We start from the raw sequence: 19,750 nt of genomic DNA, 5'->3' as shown, positions 1-19,750 counted from the left end.
TGTTTGACCGAGTTGTTTCTGTTTTAATGAATGGTATCTATTTAAGAGTTCACAAGCAAAGCCAGGATTAGTAATCTTATTTCACATCTTTCAATTCCTTTTATTGTGAGGCTTTGCAAAAGAGGAATAATCAGTATATTTACTTCACATCTTTCGGAATATAGATCTTATTTGTTTAGCCACTTTTTGCAAATTATTTCTTCCATTTTTTTAAGGTCGTGTAACAAAAAGTTTGTTACTGTTTTTAACTAGTGAGTTCGTTTAGTTCAACTTATTTAATAGATGGTTGAAGAAAATGATCGTTGTAATTCATTAAAGCATGAATATTATGATTACCGGTATGGGAAGTTATATCCCAGACAATATAGTCACCAATGACAATTTTAAAGGCCATTCATTTTATGAAAGAGGAGGGAAAGAATTTATAGATTCTCCAGAAGTAACTGAACGAAAATTTAGAAACATAACCGGAATATCTGAGAGACGTTATGTGGGCAAAGATCAAGTTATGTCTGATATTGCAGTTATTGCTGCGAGACTTGCCTTAAAAAATTCTGGTATAGATCCCGAAACGCTTGATGGAATTATTCTTGCTCATACCTGCGGTGATGTTCCTTTTGGCTCGAGTCAAGCAGATTTTTTGCCAGCCTTAGCTTCAAAAGTTAAACATGAATTACAAATTAAAAATCCAGCCTGTGTCGCTTTTGATATTTTGTTCGGATGCCCGGGTTGGGTTCAAGGATTAATACTTGCCAGACAAGCCATTATTGCAGATGGTGCAAAACGCTACTTGGTTATTGGCGCAGAAACGCTTTCTCGGGTAATAGATCCTCATGATAGAGATTCGATGATTTATGCGGATGGCGCGGCAGCAGGCATAATAGAGGCAGTTGATAGTAAAGAATCAAGGGGTATAGTTAGTACCGCTTCCCTCACCTTTAGTTATGATGAATTTGATTTTTTAAATTTTGACACCTCTTATAAAGAAGGGCATAAGCCAGAAACGCGGTATTTAAAAATGCAAGGAAAAAAGATTTATGAATTTGCATTAAAAAATGTACCGCTTGGCATGAAACAATGTTTGGATAAATCGGGTTATGGAATTGATAAACTCAAGAAAATATTTATCCATCAGGCAAACGAAAAAATGGATAAAGCCATCATAAGAGATTTTTACAAACTCTACAATATAGATACACCACCAGCAGACGTACTTCCAATGAACATTCATCTTCTTGGAAATAGTTCTGTAGCAACTATTCCAACCTTACTAGATATGGTTTTAAGAAAAGAACAAGAAAATCATATTTTGGAAGAGGGCGATGTCATTCTTTTTGCATCGGTTGGTGCCGGAATGAATATTAATGCCATTACTTATGTGGTGTAATTTGCATCTTTAATTCTATTTCAATAGTCTAATTATCGTTTATTTGACGAATAAGGTGTCTTGTTACCGAATACTAAAATACTTATGATTGTTTATCATCAGCAAGCGTTTCCAGCTTTTAATTGCTCACCTTTGTAGCATGACAGACGTAATCAAAATGAAAGAAAACTGGCCGGTAATTAAGGGCAAAATGAGACAAAAATTCGGAATTCTCACCGACAGTGATTTAGTTTGGGTAGATGGAAAGTATGACCAACTTTTAGGAAAACTCAATTTAATACTTGGAGTATCAAAAGAAGATTTAGATAAATTTATTTCTGAAGCTTAACTTGAATAAAAAAACCGCTGGCATAAGTGTATGATTAAATATACAATGCCTGCGGTTTTGAATATTTTCCTTTTTTGGATTAAGGAAGTTTACAAATTAACCTAAATAGGTTTTTAGTATTTTATTTTTTGAAGCCAAGCGCAATTTGCGAATGGCTTTTTCTTTTATTTGACGAACACGTTCACGAGTAAGGTCATATTTTTCACCAATCTCTTCTAAAGTGATAGACGATGTCTGACCGATTCCATAAAATAAAGCAATCACATTTTTCTCTCTCTCAGTAAGCGTATCAAGAACACGTTGGACTTCAAACTGCAATGAAGAAACCATAAGAAGATCATCTGGTTTTTCTGCATCCGGATTAGAAATGAGTTCCATGATTGTTTGATCTTCATTTCCCGGAAGTGTTGCGTCTGTTGAAATATGCCAACTTGAAGCACGCATTGTAATACTAATTTCCTCTTCCGACATTTCTAATACCTCAGCAATTTCACCAACACTAGCTGGTCTTTCAAGCTGCTGCTCTAAAGCACTCTGAGCTTTTTTAATTTTGTTGAGAGCGCCAATTTTATTCAAGGGTAAACGAATCACACGCGATTGTTCAGATACTGCCTGAATAATAGCTTGGCGTATCCACCATACTCCGTAAGAAATAAATTTAAATCCTCTTGTTTCGTCAAACCGTTTTGCAGCTTTTATTAAACCAACATTACCTTCATTAATAAGATCAGGTAAACTTAAACCTTGATTCTGATATTGCTTTGCAACTGAAACCACGAAACGTAAGTTTGCTAGTGTAAGTTTCTCAAGCGCATCCATATCTCCAGCTCTTATTTTTTGCGCGAGAATGGTTTCTTCTTCGCTCGTAATTAATGGAAGTCTTGAAATGTCAGCTAAATATTTATCAAGAGACGCGGCATCTCTGTTTGTAATGGACTTGGTTATTTTGAGTTGCCTCATATTTTAAAATTTAAATGAATAAGATGCAATTCACATCACCGTTGCCCTGATATAAAATTGTAAAATGTATCGAATTGTAAATTACTACAAATGGACGTTGTTACACGCTTTTAATAAGGAGACTAAATATAATGTTTTATTTAGGAACTTTTCTTTTTATCTTCTGTTTGTTATTCTATTCTTGACATTCTTTTTGCCAAAAAACTAGAAACAATGAGCTGAATGGCGTGATAAAACATCAGCGGAAGTATAATCCAGCCAACAATAGGATTTCCAGCGAAAAGTATCCCGGCCATAACTGAACCGTGCACCAAGGATTTTTTAGAAGCACAAAAAATAGTCGTGATGGTATCTGCGCGGTTAAATTTTAAAACAGTTGAACTAAATTTGCTAAAGAGCACAATCAAAACAAAAAGGAAAAGCATACCTAGAGCAAGAACCATTACCTCTAAGAGAGTCATGTTGCTGAACAGTTTTTCTGAAAATGATTTGCAAAACGAGTTGTAAATAATTAAAAGGATAATAGTTTGATCAAAAACTTGCAGACTTTTTTTATGCTTTTCAACAAAGGTATTTAAACGCTTATGAAGCAGCATTCCAACTAGTACAGGAAGAATAACTTGCAGAGTTAATTTTATAATTATACTGGTAAGTTCAAGTCGAACGCCATTATTTGAAAAAAATAAACCAATCCATAAAGGGGTAACTAGTATGCCAATGAATGCTGAAATACTTGCGTTAAATATTGCTGAGGGAATATTACCTCCTGCTAAGGAAACCATCACAACAGACGATGAAACCGTTGAAGGGAGAGCTGAAAGAAAAAACAATCCTAGCCAAATGTTGATTAACTGTTCATTTAGAAAAAAAGGTTTTATACTGAGTATGAGTAGTGGAAAAATTAAAAAAGTTGTAATTTGAATTAAAAGGTGAAGGTGCCAGTTGTTTAAGCCTATTCTTAATTTTTCAAAATTGAGCTTGGCTCCATAAAAAAAGAAAATTAAAAAAATCCCAAAAGAACTAAGCTCAGAAAGAGAAATTGGCTCTTTTATAATTCCAGGTTTCGGAAAATAATAGGCAAGAATCACCATACACAGAATTGAAGGTACAAACCAGCCAATTCCAAGGCCCTTTAATTTTAATTTAGAAAAATGTTCCACAAGCAATACAATAATGGTAAAATTAATATTTTATAGGAATTAAGAAAGCGTCGTAAACTTTTGCATGTTTGGTGCAGTAGCAAACTTGAACTAACCATTTATGAGATTTAAAAAAACCATAATCCTAAATATGTTTTTTCTAAACCTCAAGTTTTCGATCCTATTTGACAATAAAACACTAAAAACACCAATTTCTAAGGCTTTTTTAATGTAAAAAATACGTAGCTATAGAGTAAATTTACGGAATGAAGTTGCTTGTAGTAGAAGACGAAGTTAAAACAGCTAATATCCTTCAGAAAGGATTGAAAGAAAAAGGCTATGAAGTTCAAATAGCTTATGATGGTGAGCAGGCGCTTAAACTTACCAATTCACAAATCTTTGATTTAATCATTACCGATATAATTATTCCTAAAATTAGTGGTTTAGAGTTTTGCCAAAAACTAAGAGAAAGTAGAAATTTCACACCCGTTATTATGCTTACAGCTTTGGGTTTAACTTCAGATAAGATTAAGGGCTTTGATGCTGGTAGTGATGATTATCTTGTGAAACCTTTTGATTTTGATGAGCTTTTAGCGCGCATTAAAGTTTCGATGAACAGAACAAGAAATATTTCTGGTGCAAACAAAGAATTAGTTTATTCGAATGTTAAGTTGGATTTAGATTCGAAAGAAGTGAGAAGGGATGATAAATTAATTGTGCTTACTGCTAAGGAGTACGCTTTATTAGAGTTTTTTATGCGAAATAAGCATAGGGTTGTTTCAAAAGAAGAAATATCGGAAAAGGTTTGGGATTTGAATTTTGATACCGGAACTAATATTATTGAAGTGTATGTTAGTTACCTAAGAAATAAAATTGATAAAGATTTTCCTGTAAAACTAATTCATACCAAAAAAGGTATAGGTTATATTTTTAGAGAAGAGCCTTAAAATGCAAATAAGAACAAAACTAACTCTGCAGTTTATAATCGTAGTAATTCTAATTATTCTTTTTGGATTTAGTGTTGTTTATTATTCTTCATATACATATATAAAGGACGAGTTTTACCAGCGTTTAGAAAATAAAGCCAAAACATCTGCTGAAATATTTATCTCTGTTCAGCAGATTGATTCAACCATGCAGCGCATCCTCGACAGGACGCAACGAGATAAGTTGCCCTATGAAAATATTAGTATCTACAATGATAGGAATTTTGAAATATACACGAGTAATGATTCATTAGACTTTGATATTGACAAAGAATTGTTTGATGAGATAAAGTCTACTAACAGAATAGAATTTGAACAGGGCAATTTTAAAATTTTGGGAATTGTATACAATGATGAGCAAACTCATTTTGTGATTTTTGCCGGTGCTATGAATGAGTTTGGAGAAAATAAACTTATTTATTTAAGAAATATGTTGGCTACACTTTTTGTTGTGATTATTTCAATAGCAGCATATAGTGGTTGGATATACGCTGGTAGAGCACTCAGACCACTTTCAAAAGTAGTTGATCAAGTAAATGCTTTAAATGCCGATAAACTGGACACGCGTTTAAACTTAGGTAAAAATAATGATGAAATTGGACAGTTGATTAAGACGTTCAATACACTTCTTGATCGTATAGAAAATGCTTTCAAATTGCAAAAGCTTTTTGTAAGCGGCGCCTCTCATGAATTGAAAAATCCACTCGCGTCAATTACTTCTCAATTACAGGTAAGTTTAATTAACGAGAGAAGTGTTGACGAATATAAAGGCATTCTCGGTTCTATTTTAGAAGATATAAAAAATTTAAACCGTACAACCCACGACTTAATGGAGTACGCGCGGTTGAATTATGAAAATGTAATTCAATTATCGGATTTACGAATAGATGATCTTTTATGGTTTAGTCGGGATTATTTTCAACGAACACGACCTGATTACAAAGTAAATATTCATCTGGATAGCATGCCCGAAGACGCGAATAAGCTTTTAATTAAAGGAAACGAAGCACTTTTAACAATAGCATTTACTAATTTAATAGATAACGCCTGCAAATTTAGTGCCAACACTACCTGTAATGTTTTTTTACTTTTTAGTAAGGATGAAGACCTGCTCGTAAGATTTACAGATACTGGAATAGGATTATCGAAAGAAGAAAGCGCCCTTGTGTTTGAACCTTTTTACCGAGCAAATTCTACTTCAGAAACAAAAGGTAATGGTATTGGTTTAGCGTTAACTAAAAAAATCATTCAGCTACATAATGCTTCCATTTCTTTAGAAACGGCTAAGGGTAAAGGAACGTCCTTTGAATTGTCTTTTAACCACTTGTCATAGATATTGTTTAAACCGAAATTCTAAGGTAATTCTAATCTTCAAAATCGAGCTTTTGCCTCTAAAGTAGCTAACTTGAACCATAGTAATTTTAATTCTGTATTTATGTCAAGTTCAAACGAAATCAATGTTCTAAAACAGCACATACGTGAGCTATCGAACGAAATTAGCACCCTTACAAAGTCAGTAAATCCCTACATGACATCTAAGGAATACATTGCTGTTCATAATAGATTTCTTAATCTAAGTAACCTCAAAGCTATTGCAAAAAATGAATTAGAAGTACGTTTGCATTATTATAAAGTAACATTAAAGGGTGCAAAAAAGTCTGATAACGAAGTTCGAGTGGAGAAAGTGTTCCGAAAAAAATTAGTATCAGAGATAGATCTTAAGTCCTATTTCTCGAAAAATTTTGATTCTCTCAATGAAATAGATCATGAAATTTACGCGCACCTTCAAAGGAGTTATTCAAACTTTTTTGCGGATGGTAAATTCTTAGTAAAAAAAATCGTACAAATACGATAGTAGAATTTTAAGAATTCAAAATTATTGCCTTCAAGTTAGCGCAGCTTAAACTCAGGGCTTAACAATTTCTTATTTTAAATTAAATGGGACAGTTCTTTCAGAATTTTCTCATGTTCTTGTTTAATACGATTTACAATTTCTTCACAAGAAATAATGTCGTGAACCAGTTCAGATGATTTTCCAGCTGTCCATAAACTCTGGTAATTGTTAGGTAGTACCGATTTTTCAAGTTTTTTCATCCCTCTTATCTGAACCAGCATTTTAAACCATTTTTTTGTTTGTTGATTTGAACTGAGCCATTTTTCAAGCCAGTTTTGGGTGTAACCCATTTTTTTTGCTGCATCGTTATTAATAACCGCGCAGGGGGTGCCAGATAACTTCGTGGTCATAACAATATCGTCCATTCCTGAGCTCACTACTGCATTTTTGTAATTATCATTTACACCAGCTTCTGTGCTTGCAATGAAGCGGGTACCAATCGATGCGCCACTTGCACCTAATACCTGAACCGATAAGAGTCCGGCGCCATTAGTAATACCACCTGCCGCAACAATTGGCGTATTCGGAAAAATTTCTTTGAGAGCTGGAATCAAAACTTGCAAGGGGTTTGGTCCTGCATGTCCACCAGCACCCTGACCCACAGCTATAAATCCATCGCAATTTACATCTACACATTTTTTTGCATGCACTAGGTTGGTAACATCACAGAATACCTTTCCTCCGTATGCATGAGCGCCATCAATCACATCTTTAGGATTGCCTAACGATGTAATAAAAAAAGGAACTTGTTTTTCGAGACAAATTTTTGTATGTTTAAGGGACAAAGGATTTGATTTTTGTACAATGATGTTAACCCCATAACTACCACTATGAAGTTTACAATAGGCATTAAGTTCGTCGAGTACCTTTTCAAGTTCACCGTCTTTCCGGTAGTTTAATGATGGAAAAGTGGACATAATACCTGCGCGTATTCCTGCTTTCATCATTTCAAGATTGCTCACTAAAAACATAGGAGCCATAATAATCGGAAAATTAATTTTTAGCAAATGATTTAACTCGTTCTTGTCTTTCATCCTAAAATAATTTTGATTTAATACAAATATACATTATTTTTATGCGTGCATAGTATTTTTTATGCATGAGTATTCTAAAAAACTAAGTTATGGATTCAATAGAAAACTTTCGTCTTTTTGATTTTTTACACCATCTGAAAAAATTGCCAGCAAAGTCAGATACCTTGGCTGCAAAAGAGAATGGTGTGTGGAGGAAATACAGTACCGACGAGTATATTGATACAGTTAATGCACTGAGTTATGCATTTTTAGATATTGGTATTCAGCGAGGTGATAAAATTGGACTTATTTCTAATAATCGCCCGGAGTGGAATTTTATTGATTATGCCTGTTCCCAAACTGGTACAATTAACACACCATTGTATCCAACCATTAGTGAACATGATCTTAAACATGTTATTGGTGACGCTGATATAAAGTATTTTTTCGTAGCTAATGAAGAAATTTATGAGAGAGTGAAAAGCTGTGCTGCCAATTCAAGTGTTATAGAGATTTTTTCCATTCCAAAAATTAAAGGCTTAAGAAACATCCAAGAGCTTATTGCGATAGGTAAAAAGAATCCTCAAGTTGAAAAATTAGAGGCTATTAAGAAATCAATAAAAAATTCTGATCTCGCAACCTTAATTTACACCTCAGGCACTACAGGTAATCCTAAAGGAGTGATGTTATCACACAATAATTTTGTAAGTAATGTTTTGGCATGTAAAGATCTTTGTCCGTTCGAGAGTGATTGGCGGGCATTGAGCTTCCTGCCATTAAATCACGTTTATGAACGTATGCTTTCTTATTTGTATATCAGTAGAGGTATGTCGGTATATTATGCCGAAAGTCTTGAAAAAATTGGCGAAAATTTAAAAGAAGTAAAGCCTCATATTTTTGTGACAGTTCCCCGTTTACTTGAAAAGGTGTATGAAAAAATTGTGGCAACTGGTACTCAGTTAGAAGGAATTAAACGGGTGTTTTTCTTTTGGGCTCTTAAACTTGGCTTAAAATATGAACAACATGGAGCCAATGGTTGGTGGTACGAATTTCAATTAAAAATCGTAAATAAATTAGTTTTCAGTAAATGGCGGGAAGCCTTGGGCGGAAATATTGTAGCAATTGTTTCTGGTGGCTCAGCTCTTCAAATACCTTTAGCCCGTGTGTTTCACGCCGCGCGAATAAAAATATTAGAAGGTTATGGATTAACGGAAACATCACCAGTTGTCGCCGTAAATAATTATGCAGATGAAAACATAATGATTGGTACAGTTGGACCGATTGTCTCAAATGTGCAAGTAAAATTTTCTGATGAGGGAGAAATTTGCGTAAAAGGACCAAACGTGATGATGGGTTATTACAATCGGCCTGATTTAACCGCAGAAGTTATTGATTCAGATGGTTGGTTTCATACTGGAGACATCGGCACTTTGGTTGATAATAAATTTTTAAAAATTACCGATCGTAAAAAGGAAATGTTTAAAACCTCAGGAGGTAAATATATTACACCACAAATTACTGAGAATAAACTAAAAGGAAGCAGATTTATTGAACAAGCAATGGTAATTGGTGAAAACGAAAAGTTTCCTGCTGCCTTTGTTGTTCCAGCTTTCGCCTTTATAAAAACTTGGTGCGAAAAACACAACATCCCTTATACGAATTCATTCGATATTATTAAAAACGAACAAGTCAGAGCACGTGTTATGAAAGAAGTGGAAATAGTAAACAAAGATCTTTCGCAGCACGAACGTATAAAGAAAATAGAATTACTGTCTGACGAATGGACGATTGAAAAGGGAGAAATGACCCCAAAGTTATCATTAAAGCGTAAAATTATTTTAAATGGTAATAAGGATGCTTATGATAAAATTTATCGTTCGGAAAATGCACTTTAAAATAAATCACAAAATATTATGCGCGCATAATATAAAAGTCTATATTTGTTTTTGACATGAGTAAAAAACATACAGAAACAGTTGATTCTAAATTAAAGACGGCTTGGCAGGTGGTCAGCAGAATGTATAATGCAGAAGCGTCATTACATGACCTTACAATATCTATGGGACATTTTTTGCTGAACATCGATAGCCATGATGGAATTTATGGATCAGATCTAGCTCCCCTTCTTGGAATGGAAAGCACCTCGCTTTCTCGAATTACGTTGTCGTTGGAAAAGAAAAAACTAATCCAGCGAATTCCGGATAAAGAAGATGGGAGAAAAATGAAAATTGTTTTGACAACTAAAGGAAAAGCAGCGAAAGAATTAGCAAAGAATGTTGTGAGAAATTTTAATCACTTAGTAGAAGTTAAAATAGGTAAAAACAAAGTGGATGATTTTTTTAAAACGATGGATGAGATAACCGCATTGGCGGAACACAGAAATAAACTTATAAAAAATTAAAATTCAAAAAATGAAAAGATTAATTCAGAAAGTTGCAGTCTTAGGTTCTGGGGTGATGGGAAGCAGAATTGCTTGCCATTTCGCCAATATCGGATGTGAAGTACTTTTGCTGGACATTGTTCCAAAAGAACCAAACGATCTAGAAAAAGCAAAGGGTCTAAACTTGGAAAGTAAAGCGGTTCGTAACCGTATTGTAAATGAAGCCCTTCAATTTGCATTGAAGTCAAATCCATCGCCTATTTATTTAAAGGAATTTACCAGCAGAATAAGTACCGGGAATTTTGATGATGATTTATCTAAAATTTCAAGCTGCGACTGGACGATTGAAGTTGTTGTTGAAAATCTTGACATTAAAAAGAAAGTATACGACCAAGTTGAAAAGTTCAGAAAGCCAGGTACGCTGATAACTTCTAACACCTCTGGGATCCCTATTAATTTAATGGCTGAAGGTAGAAGCGAAGATTTTAAAAATAATTTTTGTGGGACCCATTTTTTTAACCCACCACGTTATTTGAAATTATTAGAAATTATTCCAACGCCTCATACTCAACCTGAGGTAGTTTCATTTTTGATGGAGTATGGTGAAAAGTTTCTTGGTAAAACTACTGTATTAGCTAAGGATACTCCTGCGTTTATAGCAAACCGTGTGGGTGTTTATGGAATTATGTCCTTATTACACTTAGTTGAAAAGATGGATTTAACTATTGAAGAGGTTGATAAGTTAACCGGTCCTGTTTTGGGTAGACCAAAGTCTGCAACCTTTCGCACAAGCGATGTTGTGGGATTAGATACTATGATTAACGTAGCCAATGGATTAAAAAAAGGTGTTCCAAATGATGAGGCAAATGATTTATTTGCATTGCCAGAGTACTTAAAAAAAATGGCCGAGAATAAATGGTTCGGCGATAAAACTGGGCAAGGTTTCTATAAAAAGACAAAAACAAAAGAAGGTAAAACAGAAATTCTTGTTTTAGATTTAAAAACATTAGAGTACAAGGCACAACAGAAAGTAAAATTTACTACGCTTGAATTAACCAAGCCGATTGATAATTTAAGAGAACGCGTAAAGGTTTTAGTAAGCGGTAAAGATAAGGCAGGAGAATTTTATCGTGCAACCTTTGCAGGCTTATTTCAATATGTATCAAATCGCATTCCTGAGATTGCTGACGAGTTGTATAGAATTGATGACGCTCTGAAAGCTGGATTTGGCTGGGATTTAGGTCCTTTTGAATATTGGGATGCAATAGGCGTAGAAGCGGCTGTGAAAATTATGGACACTTCTGGAAATAAACCAGCAGCTTGGATTTACGATTTCTTAAAAGCAGGTAATATATCTTTTTATAAGGTTGAAGACGGTAAACGTTTCTTTTATGATGTGGTTAGTAAAACTTATAAAATAATACCTGGTACAGAAGAATTTATTTCTTTAGATACTATTCGCGCAACAAAAACTATTTGGAAAAATAGCGGTGTAACTATTATCGATTTGGGTGATGGAATTCTGAATTGTGAATTTCATACAAAAATGAATACGATTGGCGGAGAAGTGTTAGCGGGCATTAATAAAGCGATTGATTTGGCGGAAAAAGAATATAAAGGATTAGTCATTAGTAATGAAGGAGCTAATTTTTCTGCTGGTGCAAATGTTGGAATGATTTTCATGATGGCTGCAGAGCAGGAATGGGATGAGTTAAACATGGCAGTAAAAACATTTCAAAATACAATCATGCGAGTGCGATATTCTTCTATACCGGTTGTTGTTGCACCACACAATTTAACCTTAGGTGGGAGTTGTGAGATCAGTCTTCATGCGGATATGGTAGTAGCACATGCGGAATCCTATATTGGATTGGTAGAGTTTGGTGTTGGTGTTATTCCTGGTGGTGGTGGTACAAAAGAATTTGCTGTTCGTTTATCTGATTCTTTGCATGAAGGAGATGTAGAATTAAATATTTTCAGGGAAAAATTCTTAACTATTGGTCAAGCAAAGGTTTCTACTTCAGCTTACGAAGCATTTAATCTAGGTATTTTAAGAAAAGGAATTGATAAGGTTGTTATTTCAAGAGCCCGTCAATTAAGTGTGGCTAAAGCAGAGTGTCTGTTGCTTGCAGAAAAGGGTTATACAAAACCTGTTCCACGTAACGATATTCGTGTACTCGGTAATCAAGCATTGGGTTTGGTTTACGTTGGCGCTAATTCTATGTACAGCGGAAATTATATGAGCGAACACGATTTAAAAATTTCACAAAAGTTAGGCTATGTGATTGCCGGTGGAGATTTATCGCAGCCAACTATGGTTAGTGAACAGTATTTGTTGGACTTAGAAAGAGAGGCTTTTGTGTCCTTGTGCACTGAGCGAAAAACAATGGAACGTCTGCATAGTATTATAAACGGGGGAAAAGTGCTCAGAAATTAAAACATTTCTAATAAGTTAGTTGAACAAAATATTAAAATAAACATTAAAAACATGAAAGCATATATTGTAGCTGGTTTTAGAAGTGCAGTTGGAAAGGCAAGCCGAGGTGGGTTTCGTTTCACGCGTCCGGATGATCTTGCATCTGATGTAATCAAACATTTAGTGGCATCTCTTCCACAAATTGATCATACACGCATTGATGACGTGATGGTTGGAAACGCTATGCCAGAGGCAGAACAAGGTTTAAATGTGGGCAGAATAATTTCTCTTCTCTCTTTAAATACTGATAAAGTTTCAGGTATGACTGTGAATCGTTATTGTGCATCTGGACTTGAGACGATCGCTTTAGCATCGGCGAAAATTGCTGCAGGTTACGCCGATTGTGTGATTGCAGGTGGGGTAGAAAGTATGAGTTTAATTCCTATGGGGGGATGGCGTGTTATTCCAAATCCTACCATCGCAAAAGAACATGCTGATTGGTACTGGAATATGGGTTTAACAGCCGAAGCCGTAGCAAAAGAATTTAAAGTTTCTCGAGAAGATCAAGATGCGTTTTCATATAAATCACATCAGAAAGCCATTGCAGCAATTAAAGCGGGAAAATTTAAAGATGAAATTGTTTCTGTAAAAGTAACCGAAACGTATTTAGATGAAAAGGGAAAAAAGAAAACAAAAGATTTAATAGTTGATACAGATGAAGGTCCTCGTGCAGACACATCTATTGTAGCATTGGCTAAATTAAAACCGGTTTTTGCTAATGGTGGAAGCGTGACAGCAGGTAACTCATCCCAAACAAGTGATGGCGCAGCTTTTGTCATGGTGGTGAGCGAACGGTTTATGAAGGAACATAAATTAACGCCTATTGCTCGTTTAGTTTCTCATGCAGTGGCCGGTGTTCCTCCGCGTATCATGGGTATCGGACCAATTTTTGCTATTCCTAAAGCTGTGGAACAAGCTGGTTTAAAAATAAAAGATATTGATCTTTTTGAATTAAACGAAGCATTTGCTTCACAATCACTCGCAGTAGTGCGTGAATTAAAATTGGATGAAAATAAAGTAAATGTAAATGGTGGAGCTATTTCACTTGGGCATCCATTAGGTTGCAGCGGTGCAAAATTATCTGTACAGTTATTTGCTGAAATGCGCCGTCAGAATAAAAAATACGGGGTCGTAACTATGTGTATTGGTACAGGCCATGGAGCAGCTGGAGTTTTTGAGTTATTATAAACTAAATTTTAAAAATCATTTGATATGCCAACAGCAACAACAAACAAAACAAAGGGTGGAGAATTTTTAATTAAAGAAACACTCGCTCAGGATGTTTTTATTCCGGAACAATGGAACGAAGAACAAATCATGATGAAAAAAACCTGTGATGATTTTATTGCTCAGGAAGTAACACCAATTCTTGATCGCATCGACAATCAAGAAGAAGGACTCATGGTTTCTTTACTGGAGAAAGCTGGAGCTTTAGGGTTATTGGGAACATCCGTGCCAGAAGATCTCGGCGGTTTGGGTTTTGATTTTGTAACATCCATGTTAACTACCGAAGCTCTTGGAGCGGGGCATTCATTTGCTGTAGCTTTGTCTGCACATACAGGAATTGGTACTCTTCCTATTTTATATTATGGAAACGAAGCACAAAAGAAAAAATACATTCCAAAATTAGCAACAGGAGAATGGAAGGCTTGTTATTGTTTAACGGAACCAGGAAGTGGCTCTGACGCTAACAGCGGTAAAACTTCTGCTAAACTTACGCTAGATGGAAAGCATTATGTTTTAAATGGACAGAAGATGTGGATCACCAATGGTGGTTTTGCGGATATATTTACAGTTTTTGCTAAGATTGATGACGATAAGAATTTATCGGCGTTTATAGTTGAGAAAAGTTTTGGAGGAATTTCTTTAAATCCTGAAGAACACAAAATGGGAATTAAAGGAAGTTCCACGCGTCAGGTCTTTTTTAATGAATGTAAAGTTCCTGTCGAAAATTTGTTATCAGAACGTGGTAACGGTTTTAAGATTGCCGTAAATATTTTAAACATTGGCAGGATTAAGTTAGCAGGGGCTGCAATAGGTGGGAGTAAAGGAACGGTTACGCAATCGGTTATGTATGCAAACGAACGTATTCAGTTTGAGAGACCAATTTCTAAATATGGTGCGATTCGTTATAAATTAGCAGAACAGGCTATTCGTATTTTTGCTTCTGAAAGTGCCACGTACCGTTGTTCTCAAAATATTGAAGATGCTATTCATGCTTTGATTGAAGGCGGAATGGATGAAGCTAAAGCAAAACTAAAAGGAATTGAACAATTTGCCGTTGAAGCAGCAATCTTAAAAGTACATGGTTCTGAAACCTTAGATTATGTTTCTGATGAAGGTGTTCAAATTTATGGTGGAATGGGTTATAGCGCTGAAGGTCCAATGGACAGAGTGTATCGCGATTCCCGCATCAATAGAATTTTTGAAGGCACGAATGAAATCAACCGCATGTTAATTGTGGATATGATTTTAAAACGCGCTATGAAAGGTGAATTGGATTTGATGGGACCAGCACAAAAGGTAGCCGCAGAACTAGTAGGTATTCCTGAATTTAGTGATCCGGATGAAACCTTATTTGCTTACGAGAAAAAATTGATAACTAATTTTAAGAAAGCAATTTTATTAACTGCTGGAGCTGCCGTGCAAAAACTCATGACCACCTTAAGTAAAGAACAAGAAGTGATTATGAATATTGCTAACATGGCCATTGAAGTATATGTTGCGGAATCAACTTTATTGCGTGTCGAAAAACTTGTAAGTATGAAAAGTGAGGATGATTGTGAAGTTCATATTGCTATAGCACGCACTTACATAAATTCAGCGTGTGATAAAATTTGGGTAGAGGGTAAAGAAGCGTTGAACAGTTTTGGAGAAGGTGATGAGTTACGCATGATGCTAATTGGTTTGAAGCGCTATACCAAACAAGAGCCATTCAATGCAAAAGCTTCACGTCAGTTAATTGCGCAAAAAATTATTGCTGAAAATAAATATTGTTTTTAGATACAAAAAGAGTAAGAATGGAAAATGTGTTTTATGAAGGTAGGGTAATGTGGTCACAAATAGATGCTAATAGACATCTAAGACATTCTGCTTATGCAGATTTTGCCGCACAAGCTAGAGTACAAACATTAGAAAGCCTTGGATTTAATAGTGACTTGCTTGAGAAATTGAAAATAGGCCCCATTTTATTTAGAGAGGAACTTATTTATTTAAGAGAGATTAGCCCTAATGATACAGTAAAAGTAACCTGTTTATTGACGAAAAGTAGAAAAGACGGTAGTCGTTGGGCATTTAGTCAGGATATTTATAGAGGCGATGGTGTGAAGGCTGCTCAAATAAATGTAGAGGGGGCTTGGGTGGATATGGTTAGGAGAAAACTTACTGGGCTGCCTCCAGAGTGGGCAGAAGCTTTCCTTCACATTCCACACAGTGCAGATTTTGTGTTGGAAGAAATCCCTGAAAAAAATTAAATAAAAAAATAGCATGAGCGAATTAGAACAAAAATTTGAAGACGCGAAAAAAAAGGTATTAGAATTGCCCGAAAAACCAGGTAATGATGTTATGTTGGAATTGTACGCTTTAAATAAACAAGCGACTATTGGTGACGTAAATGCCGATACGCCTGCCATGTTTGATTTTGTTGCCGCGGCTAAATACAATGCTTGGAATACAAAAAAAGGTATTGCTAAAGAAGATGCACAGCAAAAATACATTGACTATGTAGAGGAATTATTTAAAAAATAAATGGAGAAACTCAATATACTTGTGCAAAAAGCGAGATATTCACAATTTTATTTGTGGATACTTAATGTCGTACTTTTACGAACTGTACCATTTAACAAGCCGCACAATATTAGAGTTGTCGAAATAGGCGACAACGAACTTACCCTATCAGCAAAAAATAGCAACCCGAATAGAAACCATATCAAAGGTGTGCATGCTTGCTTGTTGGCCGCTTTGTGCGAGTACGTTTCTGGTTTAAGTTTGTTGTTAAATTTCTCTCCAAAGGATTATCGAATTATTTTAAAAAACATTCACATGACATATCATTATCAGGCAAAGACGGATGTGTTTGTTAAATTTAAAATAACGGAAGAGCAAATTGAAAATGAGATTCTAAATCCATTAAAAATACAAGAAGCAATCTTTAAAGAATTTGCGATAGAAGTTTACGATACAAAAAATAATCATATTTGTACAGGTTTAATTAATTGGCAAATAAAAGCTTGGAAGAATGTTAAGATGAAGGTTTGATAACTTTTAAGGGAGCGCATTTAACACTATTTCTTTAAATTATGAAACAAGTTTGATTCTCTTATAAATAATTTAAATCAAGTTGAAGTTCTTGCTGATAAGGATATTGAGAAAATTATTTCGGCTTTAAAAATGGGTTATGTAAGAAAGAAAAAAAATCTTTTGAATGAAGGTAATAACGCTAATATTATGTTTTATGCGAATGAAAGATTATTCCGTTATTATATCTTCGACTGTGAAGGAATAGAACACACCAATGATTTAGTTGCGCAAAATAACTTGTTTGGTGACGCCAAGGCATTTCTTTCTCAAGAGCAAGCAGGTGTTAACATTGAAGCGCTTGAAGGCAGACAAATGTTGGGTTTAAGCTATGATGACCACAATCGTTTTTGCGATGAAATACCTGAGTTTGAAAGATTAGTGCGAAAAATTATTGAACATTATTTTGTAAAAACACTTGATTGGAGTAAGAAGGCAATTAGAGCTGGTTATTCGGCACAAAAACGCTGCTTTGAATTTTTACGGTCGCATCCAAAGTTTGGAAATCGAGTACCGGCAATTTATTTAGACTCTTATTTGGAAATTACTCCCAAAACACTCAGTCGTTTGCGAAGTCAAACGGTTAAACAAGGATAAGCATTTATAATATGAAGATTTCTGAAAACTCATTGAAATGGTTAATGCGGATATATCCCCCCATGTTATTTCAAAGAATTTGGGTCAAAAAAATTTATAAAGATTTTAAAGGTATTGATGTAAAAATTAATAAAAGTCTTTTTACTACAAATCTTGGTAATTCAATTTTTGGTGGAACAATTTTTACTGCGACGGATCCTTTTTATGCACTTTTATTCGGACAAATAATGCAACACAAAGGCTTTAAAATTACTGTATGGTTAAAAAGTGCAGATATTCAGTATGTAAAACCGGGACGTACTGATTTATTTTATAGTATTTTAATTGATGACGCTATGATTGAAGAAGCGAGCAAAGCGCTGACTAGTGAAGGTAAATTTGTGAAAACATATCCCATTGAAATAGTTGATAAAGTAGGTGAGGTATGTGCTATTGCTAATAACGAAGTATATATCCGTAACTTAAATTTTTAAACTAAATTTATTAGTTCAGTTATAAATGAGATTATGCACGCATAAAATGTTGATCTATATCAAGTGGTTTCATATTTTCAATCAAGCATATTTTCGTTTCTAAATTTTATATTTGAAAACCGACTTACCAAACCTATAAATCTATAAACTATGAAAAAAATCGTCGCGTTTCTGCTGTTGTTTTTAAGCAGCACATTATTTAATGCTCAATCAAAAAATCCAGATGCCGTTCTTGGTACATGGCTAACCGCTAGTGGTAAAGCTAAGGTTCAAATTTACAAGGAAGGAAACAAGTACAATGGTAAAATTGTTTGGTTAAGAAACCCTAATTATGAAGATGGAAAAATAAAAGTTGATAAAAATAATCCTGATAAAGCAAAACAAAGTGTTCCATTAGTTGGACTTAATATGTTAAAGAATTTTGTGTTTGATGATGACGAATGGGAAGACGGAACAATTTATGACCCAGAAAATGGCAAAACTTATAGCTGCACAATCAAGTTCAGAAATGGCATGTTGGATTTGAGAGGTTACATTGGAATTTCACTTATTGGGCGTACACAAACCTGGTTCAAGGTTGAAGACTTTAAATAAAATATAAATCAAAAATAATTAGATTGATTTACTTTGAAGATCGAGGTGAAACTTAAAATCTAAATCAATCGGTATGGTTTTTAGTTTTATCTTAAAAGTAATTTCCCTTGTTTGATTGGATCGGTTGCGCTGTATATTCTATAAAAATAAATTCCTCTGCTTTCTGTTTCAAAGTTAAGTTCCAAGCTAGTTTCATTTAAAACAGTTTGGTAAAGCAATTGACCCTTAAAATCAAAAATTTCTAGTGTGTCTCCTTTTTTTAAATTTGAGAAATTGAAATGACTGTTACTTGGGTTCGGAAATACATGAATTTCTTTACGCGAATTTTCTTCCTCAAGATTTGCCATTTTGGATACGGTTGTAAATTCCAATCCTCCAAAATAATTGAAAACAGGAATCCTTTGTATTATTTCACCAGAACGGATATCAATCTTAAGTATCCCAAGGTTTGTTTTGTTATAGTAATGACTGAGCGTTTTGTCAAAACTACTCTCAGCCCAAATTGATTTTGAAAAGCCGTTAAATGAGTTGATGAAACCTACGCTGCATGTGTTTGCTTCAATGGATACAAAATAATAGATGCTTCCATCCCACTCTAAATAATAAATTTTATTGGTTGCAGGATCATATTCCAACCCGTTTAAATAGGGTGATGAACAAAGGACATCAATAAAAGCACCAGTTGAATCAATAACAATTAATCCAACTTTGGTAAGTGCAAAGTATCTTCTGTTTTTTGAATCAAATGTCGATTCTCCAACAACTATTGAGTCAACACCACTGAGTGAGGCTGTAACCACGCTTGATTTTGTTAGGAGGTTAATTGTTTTAAAGACAACTGATTTTTCAATAGTAGCCAAACCCACTATACTATTGGAGATCTCGTCGTATTCGATGTTGTAGAAATTACTTGAATTTGGAATACTATCAGAAATTTTACCAGTTGTAGCATCAATAATGAGGATGTTCGAGCCACTCTTAATAAAGTACCTTGAGTTTTTATCGTCAAAGGTTGTTTGTCCAGCGAATGGCTTGAATGGCCCTTTTATTACTGAGAGTTTGTCATAAGTAACATCAGGAAGCGTTACTGAAGTAAAGACATTGCTTGTTCCATTTGAATGCGCCCCAAATAATTTAGCTATTTGCTGACCTTTTACTGGAAGGGCAAACAAACAAAGTGTTACAAATTTTAGAACGGTTTTCATTAAAGTAATTTGCGATTAACTC

At 34.6% G+C, this 19,750-nt stretch carries 20 protein-coding genes; 16 read left to right on the top strand and 4 right to left on the bottom strand.

The genetic code is table 11. The annotated features are described in order from the left end of the window. Positions 1-340: 340 nt before the first annotated feature. Both P2086_RS00320 and P2086_RS00315 read left to right on the top strand, forming a co-directional pair. On the top strand, positions 341-1,387 hold the full coding sequence (locus P2086_RS00320; RefSeq protein WP_317898425.1) for a 3-oxoacyl-ACP synthase III family protein: 1,047 nt from the start codon (positions 341-343) through the stop codon (positions 1,385-1,387). A gap of 139 nt (positions 1,388-1,526) precedes the next feature. Beyond that, a complete protein-coding gene (locus P2086_RS00315; RefSeq protein ID WP_317898424.1) occupies positions 1,527-1,715 on the top strand; it encodes a CsbD family protein in 189 nt (62 codons plus the stop codon). Between the two features lie 96 nt (positions 1,716-1,811). Here the strand turns inward: P2086_RS00315 and P2086_RS00310 are convergent, their stop codons facing one another. After that, positions 1,812-2,675: a sigma-70 family RNA polymerase sigma factor gene (locus tag P2086_RS00310; RefSeq protein ID WP_317898423.1), complete on the bottom strand. Its 864-nt coding sequence runs from the start codon at positions 2,673-2,675 to the stop codon at positions 1,812-1,814. Between the two features lie 170 nt (positions 2,676-2,845). Continuing rightward, positions 2,846-3,835 carry a bile acid:sodium symporter family protein gene (locus P2086_RS00305; RefSeq protein ID WP_317898422.1) on the bottom strand — a complete coding sequence of 330 codons (990 nt, stop codon included), beginning with the start codon at positions 3,833-3,835 and terminating at the stop codon, positions 2,846-2,848. Positions 3,836-4,080: 245 nt separating this feature from the next. On the opposite strand from P2086_RS00305, the gene P2086_RS00300 reads away from it, so the two are divergent. The 3 genes from P2086_RS00300 (at position 4,081) to P2086_RS00290 (ending at position 6,655) form a co-directional block, all read left to right on the top strand. Next, on the top strand, positions 4,081-4,761 hold the full coding sequence (locus P2086_RS00300) for a response regulator transcription factor (protein ID WP_317898421.1): 681 nt from the start codon (positions 4,081-4,083) through the stop codon (positions 4,759-4,761). A gap of 1 nt (position 4,762) precedes the next feature. After that, positions 4,763-6,133, top strand: a complete 1,371-nt coding sequence (locus P2086_RS00295; RefSeq protein ID WP_317898420.1) for a sensor histidine kinase — start codon at positions 4,763-4,765, stop codon at positions 6,131-6,133. 102 nt (positions 6,134-6,235) lie between these two features. Further along, a complete protein-coding gene (locus tag P2086_RS00290) occupies positions 6,236-6,655 on the top strand; it encodes a hypothetical protein (RefSeq protein ID WP_317898419.1) in 420 nt (139 codons plus the stop codon). 74 nt (positions 6,656-6,729) lie between these two features. On the opposite strand, the gene P2086_RS00285 is transcribed toward P2086_RS00290, so the two are convergent. After that, positions 6,730-7,728 (bottom strand): NAD(P)H-dependent flavin oxidoreductase, encoded by a 999-nt coding sequence (locus tag P2086_RS00285; protein WP_317898418.1) that lies wholly within the window; start codon positions 7,726-7,728, stop codon positions 6,730-6,732. Positions 7,729-7,817: 89 nt separating this feature from the next. On the opposite strand from P2086_RS00285, the gene P2086_RS00280 reads away from it, so the two are divergent. The 11 genes from P2086_RS00280 (at position 7,818) to P2086_RS00230 (ending at position 18,523) form a co-directional block, all read left to right on the top strand. Then, positions 7,818-9,602: an AMP-dependent synthetase/ligase gene (locus P2086_RS00280; RefSeq protein ID WP_317898417.1), complete on the top strand. Its 1,785-nt coding sequence runs from the start codon at positions 7,818-7,820 to the stop codon at positions 9,600-9,602. 56 nt (positions 9,603-9,658) lie between these two features. After that, positions 9,659-10,108: a MarR family winged helix-turn-helix transcriptional regulator gene (locus P2086_RS00275; protein WP_317898416.1), complete on the top strand. Its 450-nt coding sequence runs from the start codon at positions 9,659-9,661 to the stop codon at positions 10,106-10,108. Between the two features lie 10 nt (positions 10,109-10,118). Then, positions 10,119-12,524, top strand: a complete 2,406-nt coding sequence (locus P2086_RS00270; protein WP_317898415.1) for a 3-hydroxyacyl-CoA dehydrogenase/enoyl-CoA hydratase family protein — start codon at positions 10,119-10,121, stop codon at positions 12,522-12,524. 51 nt (positions 12,525-12,575) lie between these two features. Next, positions 12,576-13,751, top strand: a complete 1,176-nt coding sequence (locus P2086_RS00265) for an acetyl-CoA C-acyltransferase (RefSeq protein WP_317898414.1) — start codon at positions 12,576-12,578, stop codon at positions 13,749-13,751. A gap of 24 nt (positions 13,752-13,775) precedes the next feature. Next, positions 13,776-15,566 carry an acyl-CoA dehydrogenase FadE gene (locus P2086_RS00260; protein WP_317898413.1) on the top strand — a complete coding sequence of 597 codons (1,791 nt, stop codon included), beginning with the start codon at positions 13,776-13,778 and terminating at the stop codon, positions 15,564-15,566. Between the two features lie 17 nt (positions 15,567-15,583). Beyond that, positions 15,584-16,036 carry an acyl-CoA thioesterase gene (locus P2086_RS00255; RefSeq protein ID WP_317898412.1) on the top strand — a complete coding sequence of 151 codons (453 nt, stop codon included), beginning with the start codon at positions 15,584-15,586 and terminating at the stop codon, positions 16,034-16,036. 13 nt (positions 16,037-16,049) lie between these two features. After that, complete coding sequence (locus P2086_RS00250) at positions 16,050-16,310, top strand: acyl-CoA-binding protein (protein ID WP_317898411.1); 261 nt, start codon at positions 16,050-16,052, stop codon at positions 16,308-16,310. Next, positions 16,311-16,820 carry a DUF4442 domain-containing protein gene (locus P2086_RS00245; RefSeq protein ID WP_317898410.1) on the top strand — a complete coding sequence of 170 codons (510 nt, stop codon included), beginning with the start codon at positions 16,311-16,313 and terminating at the stop codon, positions 16,818-16,820. Positions 16,821-16,952: 132 nt separating this feature from the next. Beyond that, positions 16,953-17,456: a Crp/Fnr family transcriptional regulator gene (locus P2086_RS00240; protein ID WP_317898409.1), complete on the top strand. Its 504-nt coding sequence runs from the start codon at positions 16,953-16,955 to the stop codon at positions 17,454-17,456. An 11-nt stretch (positions 17,457-17,467) separates the two neighbouring features. After that, a complete protein-coding gene (locus P2086_RS00235) occupies positions 17,468-17,929 on the top strand; it encodes a DUF4442 domain-containing protein (protein ID WP_317898408.1) in 462 nt (153 codons plus the stop codon). A gap of 150 nt (positions 17,930-18,079) precedes the next feature. Continuing rightward, a complete protein-coding gene (locus P2086_RS00230) occupies positions 18,080-18,523 on the top strand; it encodes a DUF2147 domain-containing protein (RefSeq protein ID WP_317898407.1) in 444 nt (147 codons plus the stop codon). An 86-nt stretch (positions 18,524-18,609) separates the two neighbouring features. On the opposite strand, the gene P2086_RS00225 is transcribed toward P2086_RS00230, so the two are convergent. Next, entirely contained in the window at positions 18,610-19,728 is a 1,119-nt protein-coding gene (locus tag P2086_RS00225) for a T9SS type A sorting domain-containing protein (protein WP_317898406.1), read from the bottom strand. Positions 19,729-19,750: the final 22 nt, after the last annotated feature.

This window comes from Aurantibacillus circumpalustris, assembly GCF_029625215.1.
GTDB classification, from domain to species: Bacteria; Bacteroidota; Bacteroidia; order B-17B0; family Aurantibacillaceae; genus Aurantibacillus; species Aurantibacillus circumpalustris.
Note: the sequence above shows the minus strand (reverse complement) of the source record. Positions and strands in the feature narration are given on the sequence as shown.